Consider the following 13,255-nt stretch of genomic DNA (forward strand, 5'->3'; position numbering starts at 1 on the left):
GACGCGGCGCCGGGTTGCCAGGAACGTAACAGCGTTGGAATGCGCCCGAAAGAGCTTGCGGCAAATTTCTGCAAGGACCGGTGATCGTTACTTCTGTGTGTCCTTACCGTTGCCGGTGCTGCGCTTGACAGCGTGCCGGGCGCGCTGAATACGCCTGCAAGGTTCTTGCAGGACAGCTCTTTCCGCAAGCTTTCACGGGCGGTGTGCAATCCCGTCGGCGACAGGTACAGTCCAGTGCCATGACCGCACGGCTTGTCGACATCGCAGCCCACGCGGGGGTCAGCGAAGCCACCGTGAGCCGCGTCCTGAACGGCAAGCCCGGAGTGGCCGTGGCCACCCGCGAGGCGGTGCTCGCCGCCCTCGACGTCCTCGGGTACGAGCGTCCGGTGCGGCTGCGCCGGCGCAGCGCGGGCCTCATCGGCCTGATCACTCCCGAGCTGGACAACCCGATCTTCCCCGCGTTCGCCCAGGTCATCGCGCAGGCCCTGACCAGGCAGGGCTACACGCCGGTGCTCGCGACGCAGACGCCCGGCGGCTCCACGGAGGACGAACTCACCGAGATGCTGGTGGACCGCGGTGTCAGCGGCATCATCTTCGTCTCGGGGCTGCACGCCGACACCACCGCCGACATGGGGCGTTACGAGACGTTGCGCGCCCAGGACGTCCCCTTCGTCCTCGTCAACGGCTTCTCGCCGGACGTGAAGGCCCCCTTCGTCTCCACGGACGACCGCGCCGCGGTCCGGCTGGCCGTCACGCATCTGACGTCGCTCGGCCACACGCGGATCGGTCTCGCGGTCGGTCCCAAGCGGTTCGTCCCGGTGGTGCGCAAGATCGAGGGGTTCCAGCTGGGCCTGCTGGAACGCCTCGGCCTGGACCCCGACGAGTCGGCCGAGCTGATCCAGCACTCCCTCTACACCTTGGAGGGCGGGCAGGCCGCGGCCACCACCCTCATCAACCGCGGCTGCACGGCCGTCGTGTGCGCCAGCGACATGATGGCGCTCGGCGCCGTCCGGGCCGCCCGCGACCTGGGCCTGAGCGTGCCCCGGGACATCTCGGTGGTCGGCTTCGACGACTCCCCGCTCATAGCGTTCACCGATCCGCCGCTGACCACGATCCGACAGCCGGTGCAGGCGATGGGCCAGGCGGCGGTCCGCGCCCTGCTGGAGGAGATCGGCGGCACGCCCGCGCCGCACGGGGAGTTCGTCTTCATGCCGGAGCTGGTGGTGCGGGGCTCCACGGGGTCGGGGCGGCTCACGCCGCGATGAGCGGCTGCCACCACGAGCGGTGGCGGTCGTACCAGCGGGCCGTCTCGGCGAGCGCCGCGTCGAAGTCGGCGACCGGCCGGTAGCCCAGCTCGGTGCTGATCTTCGTGTGGTCGACGGCGTACCTGCGGTCGTGCCCCTTGCGGTCGGCGACATGGGTGATGCGCGTGGCGTCGGCGCCGCAGAGCGCGAGCAGCTTCCCGGTCAGCTCCAGGTTGGTGAGGGAGGTGCCGCCGCCGATGTTGTAGATCTCCCCCGCCCGTCCTCGCGTGCGGACCAGTTCGAGGCCGCGGACGTGGTCCGTCAGATGCAGCCAGTCCCGCACCTGCAGCCCGTCGCCGTACACCGGGACGCTGCCGCCGTTCAGCAGGGAGGTCAGGAAGCGCGGGATGAGTTTCTCCGGGTGCTGGTGCGTGCCGAAGTTGTTGGAGCAGCGGGTGACGCGCACGTCCAGGCCGTGGGTGCGGTGCTGGGCCAGGGCGATCAGGTCGGCGGCGGCCTTCGACGCCGCGTACGGGGAGTTGGGCCGCAGCGGGTCCTCCTCGGTGGCCGCGCCGCGCGGGATCGAGCCGTAGACCTCGTCGGTGGAGACGTGGACGAAGGTGGTGACGCCGTGGCGGAGGGCGGCGTCGAGCAGGGTCTGGGTGCCGAGGACGTTGGTGCGGGTGAAGGCCGAGCCGTCCACGATCGAGCGGTCCACGTGCGACTCCGCCGCGAAGTGCACCACCTGGCCGTGGTGTGCGGCCAGCTCGCCGACCAGGCGGGCGTCGCAGACGTCGCCGCGCACGAAGGTGAGGCCCGGGTGGGCGCGGACCCCGTCGAGGCGGTGGAGGCTGCCCGCGTAGGTGAGGCTGTCCAGGACGGTCACCTCGACGCCGGGCGGCCCGGTGGGGCCGAGGAGCGTCCGGACGTACGCGGAACCGATGAAACCGGCGCCGCCGGTGACGAGGATGCGCCGGCCGCGGCGGCCCGTGGGGGCGGAGTGGTTCATGAGGTCAAGTGCACCTTGCTGTGGTCGCCGATGACGAGTCGGTGGGCCTGGGGCAGCCGGGGGGCCGGGGCCACGACCGCGCCGCGGCCGATGAGCGAGGACTCGATGCGGGACGCGCCCTCCACATCCGCGCCGCGCAGCAGCACGGAGTGGGAGATGGCGCTGTCCTCGATCCGGCAGTCCTCGCCGATGGCGGTGTACGGGCCGATGCTGGAGTTGCTGATGACGGTGCCCGCGCCGATGACGGCCGGGCCGACGACGCGTGAGCCGCGCACGACGGCGCCCTCGGCGAGCCGGACCCGGCCGAGGACGGTGCTCTCCGGGTCGACCTTGCCGTCGAGGCGGCCCTCGATGCCGTCGAGCACCTGGCGGTTGACCTCCAGGAGGTCGTCGACGCTGCCGGTGTCGCGCCAGGGCCGAGTGGTGGTCTCGGCCCGCACCCGCAGGCCACGGTCGAGCAGCCACTGCACGGCGTCGGTGATCTCCAGCTCGCCGCGCACGGAGGGTCTGATCGCCCGGACCGCTTCGTGGATGTCCGGGCCGAAGGCGTAGACGCCGATGAGCGCGAGGTCGCTGCGCGGCCGGTCGGGCTTCTCCGCGAGGCTCACCACGTCGCCGGCCGCGTCGAGTTCGGCGACGCCGAAGGCCGACGGGTCGGGGACCCGGGTGAGGAGGAGGCGGGCGGCGCCGGGCTGGGCGGCCGCGCGCTGGGTGAAGCCGGTGAGGCCGTCCTGGAGGTAGTTGTCGCCGAGGTAGAGCAGGAAGTCGTCGTCGCCGAGGAACTCCCGTGCGATCAGCACCGCGTGGGCGAGGCCGAGCGGCCGCTCCTGGTGGAGGTAGCTGACGCGCAGGCCGAAGGCGCAGCCGTCGCCGACGGCGGCGCGGACGTCGCCGCCGTGCCGGCCCACGACGATCCCGGCCTCCCCGATGCCCGCCGCGGCGATGGCCTCCAGGCCGTAGAAGAGCACGGGCTTGTTGGCGATGGGCAGCAGCTGCTTGGCGCCGGTGTCGGTGAAGGGGCGCAGCCTGCTGCCCGTTCCGCCGGCCAGGATCAGGGCCTTCAAGGAAGCCGTCCGCGGGGTGGGGCGGCCTGGGGATGCGTTCTCACGGGTCCCTCCTCGCTTGCGAGGCCTCGACTCAAGCAGAGCGCGGCACACCACCGCAAGAGCCAGCTGAAAGTTTCAGCAATCTCTTGCCAAGGCCGTGACGGCTTTGTTTGACTCGGTGCGCATCGCCGGTCCCGCCGCTCAACTTCGGTGCCGAACCGGGCAGTTCAGCGGCACCACACACACCGACTGGGGGCAGCAGTGACAGGTCACCGGCAACGCGCCCGGCTCGACCGGGAGGCCCGGCACCTCGCGCCCGGCGCGTCGGAGGAGACCGCCGCCGGGCAGCGCGTCTTCGCCGAGGGGGCGGGCGCGCTCCTGACCGACCTCGACGGCAACCAGTACCTGGACTTCGCGGCCGGCACCCTCACGCAGTCGCTCGGCCACTGCCACCCAGAGGTCGTCGAGGCCCTGACCGCACAGGCCGGGCGGCTGTGGAACGTGCACGACGCAGCCACACCCGAGCGGGCCGACCTCCTCGACCTGCTCGCGCGGCTCCTGCCCGACCACCTGTCGACGTTCGCGTTCTTCTCCACCGGCGCCGAGGCCGTCGAGGCGGCCCTGCGCGTGGTGCAGGCGACCGCCCCCGCCGGGCGCAACCGGATCGGCGCGCTGCGCCACGGCTTCCACGGCAAGACGATGGGCGCCCGGATGCTCGTCCACTGGGACATCGGCCACCAGGCCTTCGCCGGGAACAGCGTCCTCGGCTACGCGCCCGACTGCTACCGCTGCCCGCTGGAGCTGACGTATCCGAGCTGTGAGCTGCGGTGCGCCTCACTGGTGCGCAAGCACATCGCCGAGAAGCCGAACGTCGCCGCGCTGGTCTTCGAACCGGTGCAGGGCGCGGCGGGCGTCGTCGTGCCGCCGCCCGGTTACTGGGAGCGGATCGCCGAGGCCTGCCGGGCGAACGGCGTGCTGCTCGTCGCCGACGAGGTGCTGACCGGCGGCGGTCGCACGGGTGCCTTCCTGGCCTGCGAACTCCTCGGCGTGGAACCGGATCTGGTGGTGCTCTCCAAAGGCATGGCGAACGGCTTCCCCTTCGCGGTGCTCGCCGGGCGCCCGGAGCTGCTGCGCTCCCCCGAGGCCGCCACGGCAGGTTCGTACGCGTCCACGTACGCGAGCAACCCGCTCGGCATCGCCGCGGCCCACGCCACGCTCCGCGTCATCGAGCGCGAGGGCCTGGCCGAACGCGCCGCCGCGCTGGGCGAGTTGCTCGGTGACCGGCTCGCGGCCCTGCGTGCCCGGTTCGACCAGCTCGGTGACGTACGCGGTGTCGGGCTCCTGTACGGCCTGGAGTTCGTCACCGACCGGGAGAGCCGCACCCCCGCGCCGGATCTCGCCCGCGCCGTCCACAACGCCGCTCTCGACCTCGGGCTGCGCACGGCTCTCGGCGGCCACATCATCCGGCTCGCCCCGCCGTTCACGCTCGACGAAGCACAACTCGAGGAAGGCGTGGCGCTGTTGGAGCTGGCCGTCGAGCGGGCCTGCGAGCAGGTGGTGACGTGATCGTCGCGGAGAACCTCACCAAGGAGTTCCGTATCGCCGAGCGCAGGCCGGGCCTGCTCGGCAGCCTCGCCACCCTCCTGACCCGCGAGTACCGCACCGTGCGTGCCGTGGACGGCGTCTCCTTCGAGATCCCCGCCGGGTCGAAGACCGCGTACATCGGCGCCAACGGAGCGGGGAAGTCCACCACCATCAAGATGCTCACCGGCATTATGACGCCGACCTCGGGGCGCTGCCTGGTCGCCGGCGTCGAGCCCTACCGCGAGCGGCGGCGGAACGCCCGCTCCATCGGCGTCGTCTTCGGCCAGCGCAGCCAGCTGTGGTGGGACCTGTCGGTGCCGGACTCCTTCCGCATCCTGCGCCGCGTCTACGACATCCCGGACCCGGTCTACCACCGCAACCTCGCGCTCTACCGCGACCTGCTCGACATCGACGCCCTCGGCACCACACCCGTACGGCAGCTGAGCCTCGGCCAGCGGATGCGCGCCGAGATCGCGGCGAGCCTGCTGCACGACCCGGCGGTCGTCTTCTGGGACGAGCCGACCATCGGCCTCGACATGGTCCTCAAGGAGGCCGTGCGGGACCTCGTCAACCGCGCGCACCGGGAGCTCGGCACCACCGTGGTGCTCACCAGCCACGACATCGCCGACATCGCCGCGATCTGCGACAGCGCCCTGGTCGTCGACCACGGCCGGGTCGTCCACCAGGGCACCCTCCAGGACCTGCTGCGCACGGCCGACCGGCGCTCGGTCGCCTTCGACCATCGGGGCGGCCTCCCGCCGCGCGACGCCCTCGACCGGATCGAGCGGGGCCTGCCCGGCGTGCGGGCGGCCGTCGGCGACGGCGGCCGGATCCGGGTCGACTATCCGGCGGACCTCTTCACCTCCCGGCAGGTGCTCGCCTTCCTCCTGGACCACTTCGACCTCACCGACTGCTATGCGCCGGAGCCGGACCTGGAGGAGGTGCTGCGGCAGATCTACGGCCGGGCGCCGCGGCCCTCGCCGGTCGGCGCCGACGGTGGCCGCCCATGAACACCCGCGTGCGGCGCTACGTCCCCTTCGCCACCGGCGGCCTCCAGTCGCTGCTCCAGTACCGCTCGATGTTCGTCGTCACGGGCGTCACCGCCGCCGCGGGCGCCGCGGTGACCGTCTTCCTGTGGCGCGCGGTGTACGCGGGCTCCCCGGACGGCGGGGGCCCCGGCGGCTTCACGCCGGCGAGCATCACCACGTATCTGCTGGTGGCACAGGTGCTTCAGGTCCTGCACGCCAACCGGGTCGACGACGAGGTGGCCGCCGAGGTCTACCGCGGGGACGTCGCGGTGATGCTGGTGCGGCCGGTCAGCTATCCGCTGGTGCGGCTCTTCGCGTGTCTGCCGGTGGTCGCGGCCAACGCCGTCCTGGTCGGCGTGCCGGTGCTGCTGCTCTTCTCCTTCCTGGTGCCGTTGGCCGCGCCCCGGCCCGGCGACGCCCTGCTGTTCGCCGTGTCGACCGCCCTGTCGGTGCTCATCGCGTTCTGCGTGAATCTGCTGACCGGCATGACCGGCTTCCTCACCACGAACACGTGGGGGGTACGGATGGTGAAGCAGAGCGTCGTCGCCTTCTTCGCCGGGCAGCTGGTGCCGATCGCGCTGATGCCGGGGCCGCTCGCCGCCGTCGCGCACGCGCTGCCGTTCAGGGGCATGGTCGACGGTCCGCTCACGCTCCTCCTCGGACGGTACGAGGGAGTGGGCGGGGCCGTCTCCGTGCTCGCCCAGCAGGCGGGCTGGGTCGTCGGCCTCACCGTCCTGTGCGCCGTGCTGTGGCGGGCCGCGCTCGGCCGTCTGGAGGTGCTCGGCGGATGACGCGCACACGCCTCGGCACGGCCCTGTGGTACGTCCGGCTCTCCTGGTTCCTCGGCGGGGTCGGCCTGCACCGGCTGGCCGCCTACCGCCTCGACTTCGCGCTCGGCGCCGGGGCGTTCCTGGTGCGGGTCGGCATCCAGACGGCGGTGGTGGGCCTGGTCTTCCGGCAGGTGCCGGCGGTGGGCGGCTGGTCGTACCACGAGGTGCTGTTCCTGCTCGGCTTCTCCCTGCTGCCGCGCGGCCTCGACCACCTCTTCACCGACCAGCTGTGGGAGCTGGGCCGCAAGCTGGTGCAGCGCGGCGAGTTCTACCGCTATCTGATCCGTCCGGTGAACCCGCTCTTCTCGCTGCTCTCCGAGCGCTTCTTCCACCCCGACGCGGTCGGTGAGCTGGTGGTGGGCGCGGTCCTCGTGACGTACGCGGGCGCCTCGCTCGACCTGGACCTCACGGCGGTCCAGTGGGCGCTCGCTCCGCTGCTCGTGCTCTGCGGGGCGCTGATCCACACGGCGGTGAAGCTGTTCTTCGCGTCCCTGTCGTTCTGGACGGTGACGAGCCTGCCCGCGATGTACGCGGCGAGCCAGGTGTCGGAGTTCGCCGCGTACCCCGTCGACATCTACCACTCGTCGCTGCGGGCGCTGCTGACGTGGGTGCTGCCGTTCGCCTTCACCTCGTACGTCCCGTGCGTCTATCTGCTGTCCGGCGGGACGGGGCTGCTCGGGTGGCTGCCCGTGGTGACGGCCCTGTCTCTGCTGCTCGCCCTGGCCGTGTGGCGGCGCGGCGTCAACGCGTACGAGATGACAGGGAGTTGAGGTCATTGATCCGGGACGAGGAGCTGGACGCGCTGCTGCGCACGGCATCCTGGATGTCCGAGGACGGGCGGAAGGCCGACCGGTACGAGCGGGTCGACCACGCCGTGCTCGGCTCCGCCGCGCTGCTGCTCGTCGTGGCGGCGGTCGGCGGGCCCGCGGCGGGCCGGCGGTTCTTCGTGCCGGTGGCCGTCCGCGGCGGCCTCCAGGAGGCCCACGCGAGCGAGGAGTTCCACCGGACCGCGGTGCTCAGAACACTGTCCGGCGGCCTGCTGCACACGGCGCGCGGCGGCACGGTGGAGTTCCGGAGCGCGGCCGGCGGGCCCGGCGCCTCGCGCGAGGTGCGGCGGCTCTCCTTCGAGCAGGGCTGGTCGTCCAACGCCCTGTCGCTGATGGAGGTCGGCGGCGTCGCGCACATCCACAAGACGTACCGCTGCCTCGACGAGAGCGTGCGGGAGCCCGACCTGCTGCGGCTGATGAACGGCACCGGGCGCACACCGGAGTGGGCGGGCGACTACGCGTACACCGACCCCGCGTCCGGGACCCGCCATCCGCTGGGCGTCGTCTACCGCTACGCGCCGGGCGAGGGCATCGACGTACCGCTGCGGCAGAACATCAGGGCGCTGTGGCCCGCGCTGCCCCGGCTCCTGGAGAAGGGGACGCCGGACGAGGTGGCGCGCCGCCATCTCCGCCCGCTGGAGCGGCCGTTGCGGGAGGCGGGGCGTTTTCTGCGCGGCTTCCACGGGGATCTGGCGGAACGGCTCGGCGACGGCACACCGCAGCCCGCCTATCCGGTGGGCGAACAACTGGCGCGGGCCGAGGACAGGCTCGCCGAGCTGCACGGCCGCACCACCGCCGACCCGGCGCTGCCCGCGCGGGCCGTGCGGGACGCGTTCCGTGCCCTGGACGGTGAAGTCGCGGCGCTGCGCCGGGCGACGACCCGGCCGGGCGTGTCCTGGAGGGGCGGCCCCTGCCACGGCGACCTGCACCTGTCGCATCTGCTGTGGCGCCCGCTCGCCCTGATCGACCTGTCGACGCCGAGCACGGCCCCGACCGCGCCGGGCTGGGCCGCGCAGTCGCCGCTGGAGGACGTGGTCGCCCTGCGGCGGGGCCTGGAGTACTTCGCGGCGGACGAGGCGGCGTTCGAGGTGGCTGGGCGCCTTGGCGTGGACTCGCTGGAGGCCATGTTCGGTGCGCTGGACGGCGCGGCGGACCTTCCCGAGGACCGGCAAGGCATCCTGAGCCAGGTGTTCGCGGTGGCGGACAGCTGGCGGGACCGCGTGCAGGAGCTGCTCCTCGGGCCCGCCGCCGACGATCCGCTGTGGCGGCTGCTCTACCTGCGCAGGCTGCTCCACGAACTCGCCTACAACCACGCCCACGCGCGCCCCTACCACGCCGCGATCGACCTGCGCCACGCGCTGCGCCTGGGCAGCCCCAACCACGAGGACGTGAGGCCGTGACGACCCCGCACACCCCCCGTATGCACATCATCGAGACCTACTTCGAGTGCTGCGGCTTCGACCACACCTTCTTGCAGGGCGGCACCTCGGTGTACCTGTGGAACCTCTCCCGGGCCTTCGCCGCGCGCGGCCACCGCGTCTCGATCGTCACGCCCGCGCACGGCAGGCTCGACGACCTGCGCTCGCGCTACGACGTGGAGGACCTGCCGTACGAGGACACGTACACGCTCCCGCTCGTCCTGGACCCGCGGGTGTGGCAGGGCTTTCCCGCCGAGGCGGCGCTCGGGCTGCGTACGACCGCGCACCGCATCCGGCTCGAAGGCGTCGACCTGTACTTCCTCTCCAACGACTATCTCGACCGGCTGCCCGTCACCTTCTATCCGCCGTACTCCACGAAGGGCCGTGACCTGGTCTTCTTCAAGCCGCTCGTCTTCCAGGCCGACAGCGTCCGGTTCCTGCGCCGCTGGTTCGGTGAGGAACGGGCCGTGGTGCACGCACATGAGCCGTACTACCACTACCTGCTGCCCGCGGCGCTCCGCGACGACCCGACGAAACTGGTCGTCAGCACCGTGCAGAGCAACATGCCCATCGCCAAGAAGGTGTACGGGCCCGAGGTGCGGCGCCTCCTCGAACTCCTCGGCGCCAAGGCCGCCTTGCCGGCGCCGGCGGAGCGGGACGAGCACGCGGCCCCCGCGGCCATCGTGCAGTACCAGCAGCTCACCCACCTCCACTACACCTACCCGCCCGACCACGTCGCCCTCTACGAACTCACCGCCGAACACGCCGATCTGATCGACTTCCTCTCCCCCGGGCAGCTGGACTTCTACGCCTCGTTCCGCGACACCCCGTTCGCCGAGCTCTTCGAGCGGCTCCCGATGGCCGACGTCGTGCGGCGCAACGCCCACAAGATGTTCGTGGGGGGCTGCGCGATCTCCGACGAGTGGCTCGCGATGGACCCGGCCGGCGTCGACCGCGCGGCCGTCCTCGGCGGCCTCGGCCTCGACCCGGCCCTGCCCACCTTCTTCCACAACGCGCGCTACGCGGTCCACCACAAGGGCCAGGTGGAGCTGGTGCGGGCGGTGGACCGGGTCCTGAGCGAGGGCCTGGCCGCCAACTTCGTGCTGCGCTGCATCGCCGGTGAGGGCATCGACGACCCCTTCTTCCACGAGGTGGCACGGCGGCACGCGGGCCGGCTGCACCTGGAGTGGGAGCGGGTCGACGAGCGCCGGGTGTTCGCGTACGCGGCGAGCTCGGACTTCTGCCTCTTCCCCTCCAAGTTTGAGATGGACACCTTCCTGATCGCCCAGGGCGAGGCGATGGCGTGCGGGGCCGTGCCCATCGCCACGGCCCAGGAGGGCATGGCTCACTTCCGGCACGCCGAGGGGCCCGAGGCGGGCACCGGCTTCGCCGTGAACCGGTCGTTCGCCGAGGACGACCCGCTGCTCACGGACGCGCTCGCCGATCGCATCCGGGAAGCGGTGACGCTGTGGTCCGACGACCCCGCCCGCTACCGGGAGCTGTCGGCGCGGGCGTCCGCCGTCGCGCGCGGCTTCACCTGGGAGCGCTGCGCGGACCTGCACCTGGCCGCCTTCGGCCGGCTGTGGAGGGGCGAACCCGCCGAGGTGCCCGACGAACTCGCCCTGCGTCACGGCTGGTTCGACGCCGTGCGGGGAGCGCCGGTCGAGGCGGTGCGGGAGGCAGCCGTCGCGCACGGCGCCGTGGAGGTCTACGAGCGCCACGCGCCCCTGGACGCCGACGCCGCGCGCCGCATCTTCGACACCGCCTGGCGACGCGCCGACTTCGCCGCCTGCGAGCGGGTCCTGAAGCGGGCGCCGAGCGGTGCCGTGCGGCGGGAGGACGTGGACCGGCTGCGCGGTCGCCTCGCCGTCGCCGCCGACGGGCGGATCCGCTACCGGCTCCCGCATGCGGAACGCGTCGAGCTGGTCACTCCCTCCGACCCCGCCGAGCCGTCCGACACCGCCGACGCCTCCAGCACCGGTGGGCAGGGCCGCGCCCTCCCCCACGTACAGCTTCTGGAGCGCATCGCACCGGGCGAGTTCACTGGGCCGGCACCCGACCGGCCGGGCGCCCGGCTGCTCCTGACGCTGTCCTCCGGGCGCGTCACCTGGGACGAGGTGCGTCATGGCTGACCGGAGCGTCGCGGACACGGTCCGCACGGTGCTGCTCGCGGGCGGTGAGGGCAGGCGCATGGGTCCGCTCGGCGCGGGGCGGCTCAAGCCGCTGGTGCCGTACGGCGGGGCCTGCCGCCTCATCGACTTCAGCCTCGCCAACGCCCGGGCCTCCGGCCTCGGCGAGGTGCTGCTGCTCTCGCAGTACGAGGAGCGGCAGCTGATGGACGACCTGCACCGGGTGTGGAACCAGGGGCCGGACTTCCGGGTGCACTTCGGTCCATACGACCGTGCGTACGCGGCGGCCGGGACGCACCTGCCGGACGAACTGCCCGCGCGCACCTGGCCTTTGGAGCGGGGCACGGCCGACGCGTTGATCCGTAAGGGCGGGTACGTCTTCGAGGACGGCGGGGGCGGTGGTGGCCGACGCGACGCCGAGCACGTCCTCGTCCTGCACGCCGACCACGTCTACCGCTTCGACTACCGGCCGCTGATCGCCGCCCACCGGGCGTCGGGGGCGGCGCTGACCCTCGCGTACCAGCGCATCGAGCCGCGCTGGGTGCACCTCTTCGGGATGGTCGAGTTCGATCCGCGGGGCAGGCTCACCGCGTTCGTCGAGAAGCCCGAAGTGCCCACCAGCGACCTGGTGTTCGCGGCGTTCTGCGTCTTCGACGCGAAGATCCTGCGCCGGTACCTGGAGCAGCTGGACGGCACCGACTGGCAGCACGACATCAGCAGGGACGTGATTCCGGCGATGCTCGCGGCCGGTGAGCACATCCGCGGCCACGAGGTGGCGGGGCACTGGGAGGACATCGGCACCGTCGAGCGCTACCACCGCGCGCATCTGGCCCTCGCCGCCTCCCCCACGGCCGGGCTGCCCGTGGACCGGATGCCGTGGACCGTCGCCCCCGGCGTGCGGCGCGCCTGGGTGGCGGACGACTTCGGGGTGCGCTCGTCGGTCGTGGCGTCGGACCTGGTCAATGACGGCCGGGTGGCGGAGAGCGTGCTCTTTCCCGGCGTGCGGATCGGCGCGGGCGCGCGGGTGCGGCGCAGTGTGGTGCTGCCCGGCGCCCGCGTCCCCGCGGGCGCCGACATCGACGGGGCGGTGTTCATGGAGGACGGGCGGATCCAGCAGGTGACGCCGGCCGTGCCGCAGGACCGGGCTCTGACGGAGACAGAAGGAGTACGCGCATGAGCGAGCCGCAGTACGACGTCCTGGTGGTCGGCGGTGCCGGAGTGGACACCATCGTGCGCGTCGAGGAACTCCGGCTGCCGCCCGGCGACTCGGTGTTCGTACCGCCCGTGTACGACTACGTGGCGCACACCGGCAACGGGGTCGCGCTCGGCTGGCACGCCCTCGGGCTCGCCACCAAGTTCATCGACTTCCTCGGGGACGACGCGCAGGGACGCTCCGTCCTCGACGCGTACGCCGCGCGCGGCCTGGACTTCAGCCATGTGGTCTCGCCGCACGGCACCCCGCGCGGCGTCAACCTGGTCGATCCGCAGGGCCGCCGGTTCTCCTTCTACGACGGCCGCCACCCCGCCGGCCTGCGGCTGCCCCGTGACTTCTACCTGCCGTACCTGGAGCGGGCCCGGCACGTCCACCTCTCCATCACCGGCATCAACCGCGACATGTACGACGACATCCGCAGGCTCGGCCTGACGTGTTCGACGGACCTGCACGACTGGGACGGGCACAACCCGCACCACCGCGGGTACGCGCTCGCCTCCGACCAGGTCTTCCTCAGCGCCGCCGCGATCCACGGCCGCGTCGACGAGGTGCTGCACTCGATCGTCGACGAGGGCAGGGCGCGCCTCGTCGTCGCCACGGACGGCGCGGACGGCTGCCACGTCCTGGTGCGCGGCGACGCGGCGGTGCGGCACTTCCCCGCGGTGCGGCCGGAGCGGCCCGTGGTCGACAGCAACGGCGCGGGGGACGCCTTCGTCACCGCCTTCCTGTACGCCCTCTTCGAAGGGAAGCCGGTGGAGGAGTGCGTGCTCGCCGGGTCCGTGTCGGGGGCGTTCGCCTGCGGGAGCGCGGGCACCCACACCGAGTTCATCGATCTGCCGGGGCTGCGCGCCGCGTGTGCGCGCGCGAGGACGGACGGCGGAGCGAGAGCGAACGCCTGGGCCGCCCCGGCCGCCGAGTGAAGGGCAC

11 protein-coding genes are annotated in these 13,255 nt (G+C 72.6%); 9 read left to right on the plus strand and 2 right to left on the minus strand.

Translation table 11 applies throughout. From position 1 onward, the window contains the following. The first annotated feature begins 239 nt into the window (after window positions 1-239). Entirely contained in the window at window positions 240-1,265 is a 1,026-nt protein-coding gene (locus tag ACH4D5_RS36650) for a LacI family DNA-binding transcriptional regulator (protein ID WP_398311823.1), read from the plus strand. On the opposite strand, the gene rfbB is transcribed toward ACH4D5_RS36650, so the two are convergent. Beyond that, on the minus strand, window positions 1,252-2,253 hold the full coding sequence (gene rfbB / locus ACH4D5_RS36655) for a dTDP-glucose 4,6-dehydratase (protein WP_398311826.1): 1,002 nt from the start codon (window positions 2,251-2,253) through the stop codon (window positions 1,252-1,254). The genes ACH4D5_RS36650 and rfbB overlap by 14 nt on opposite strands. Next, complete coding sequence (locus ACH4D5_RS36660; RefSeq protein ID WP_398311829.1) at window positions 2,250-3,317, minus strand: glucose-1-phosphate thymidylyltransferase; 1,068 nt, start codon at window positions 3,315-3,317, stop codon at window positions 2,250-2,252. Before ACH4D5_RS36660 ends, rfbB begins: the two co-directional genes overlap by 4 nt. A gap of 243 nt (window positions 3,318-3,560) precedes the next feature. On the opposite strand from ACH4D5_RS36660, the gene ACH4D5_RS36665 reads away from it, so the two are divergent. Genes ACH4D5_RS36665 through ACH4D5_RS36700 form a run of 8 tightly spaced genes read left to right on the plus strand, consistent with a single transcriptional unit; the run spans window position 3,561 to window position 13,248 of the window. Then, window positions 3,561-4,865 (plus strand): aspartate aminotransferase family protein, encoded by a 1,305-nt coding sequence (locus ACH4D5_RS36665; protein ID WP_398311832.1) that lies wholly within the window; start codon window positions 3,561-3,563, stop codon window positions 4,863-4,865. Beyond that, window positions 4,862-5,893, plus strand: a complete 1,032-nt coding sequence (locus tag ACH4D5_RS36670) for an ATP-binding cassette domain-containing protein (protein WP_398311834.1) — start codon at window positions 4,862-4,864, stop codon at window positions 5,891-5,893. The genes ACH4D5_RS36665 and ACH4D5_RS36670 overlap by 4 nt, the downstream gene beginning before the upstream one ends. Then, the gene (locus ACH4D5_RS36675) at window positions 5,890-6,702 is read left to right on the plus strand and encodes an ABC transporter permease (protein ID WP_398311837.1); all 813 of its coding nucleotides are present in this window, start codon (window positions 5,890-5,892) and stop codon (window positions 6,700-6,702) included. Before ACH4D5_RS36670 ends, ACH4D5_RS36675 begins: the two co-directional genes overlap by 4 nt. After that, window positions 6,699-7,511, plus strand: a complete 813-nt coding sequence (locus ACH4D5_RS36680; RefSeq protein ID WP_398311840.1) for an ABC transporter permease — start codon at window positions 6,699-6,701, stop codon at window positions 7,509-7,511. Before ACH4D5_RS36675 ends, ACH4D5_RS36680 begins: the two co-directional genes overlap by 4 nt. Window positions 7,512-7,516: 5 nt before the next feature. Further along, window positions 7,517-8,968 carry a hypothetical protein gene (locus ACH4D5_RS36685; protein WP_398311843.1) on the plus strand — a complete coding sequence of 484 codons (1,452 nt, stop codon included), beginning with the start codon at window positions 7,517-7,519 and terminating at the stop codon, window positions 8,966-8,968. Then, window positions 8,965-11,118 (plus strand): glycosyltransferase, encoded by a 2,154-nt coding sequence (locus ACH4D5_RS36690; RefSeq protein ID WP_398311845.1) that lies wholly within the window; start codon window positions 8,965-8,967, stop codon window positions 11,116-11,118. Before ACH4D5_RS36685 ends, ACH4D5_RS36690 begins: the two co-directional genes overlap by 4 nt. Then, a complete protein-coding gene (locus tag ACH4D5_RS36695; RefSeq protein ID WP_398311848.1) occupies window positions 11,111-12,292 on the plus strand; it encodes a sugar phosphate nucleotidyltransferase in 1,182 nt (393 codons plus the stop codon). Before ACH4D5_RS36690 ends, ACH4D5_RS36695 begins: the two co-directional genes overlap by 8 nt. Continuing rightward, the gene (locus tag ACH4D5_RS36700; RefSeq protein ID WP_398311851.1) at window positions 12,289-13,248 is read left to right on the plus strand and encodes a carbohydrate kinase family protein; all 960 of its coding nucleotides are present in this window, start codon (window positions 12,289-12,291) and stop codon (window positions 13,246-13,248) included. The genes ACH4D5_RS36695 and ACH4D5_RS36700 overlap by 4 nt, the downstream gene beginning before the upstream one ends. Window positions 13,249-13,255 lie beyond the last annotated feature (7 nt).

The sequence above is a fragment of the Streptomyces sp. NPDC018029 genome (assembly GCF_044327655.1).
Classification (GTDB): domain Bacteria; phylum Actinomycetota; class Actinomycetes; order Streptomycetales; family Streptomycetaceae; genus Streptomyces.

Bases quoted from the DNA above. Each gene is read 5' to 3' on its own strand.
- rfbB (WP_398311826.1), bottom strand. From the start codon at position 2,253: ATGAACCACTCCGCCCCCACGGGCCGCCGCGGCCGGCGCATCCTCGTC.
- ACH4D5_RS36700 (WP_398311851.1), top strand. From the start codon at position 12,289: ATGAGCGAGCCGCAGTACGACGTCCTGGTGGTCGGCGGTGCCGGAGTG.
- ACH4D5_RS36650 (WP_398311823.1), top strand. From the start codon at position 240: ATGACCGCACGGCTTGTCGACATCGCAGCCCACGCGGGGGTCAGCGAA.
- ACH4D5_RS36675 (WP_398311837.1), top strand. From the start codon at position 5,890: ATGAACACCCGCGTGCGGCGCTACGTCCCCTTCGCCACCGGCGGCCTC.
- ACH4D5_RS36695 (WP_398311848.1), top strand. From the start codon at position 11,111: ATGGCTGACCGGAGCGTCGCGGACACGGTCCGCACGGTGCTGCTCGCG.
- ACH4D5_RS36680 (WP_398311840.1), top strand. From the start codon at position 6,699: ATGACGCGCACACGCCTCGGCACGGCCCTGTGGTACGTCCGGCTCTCC.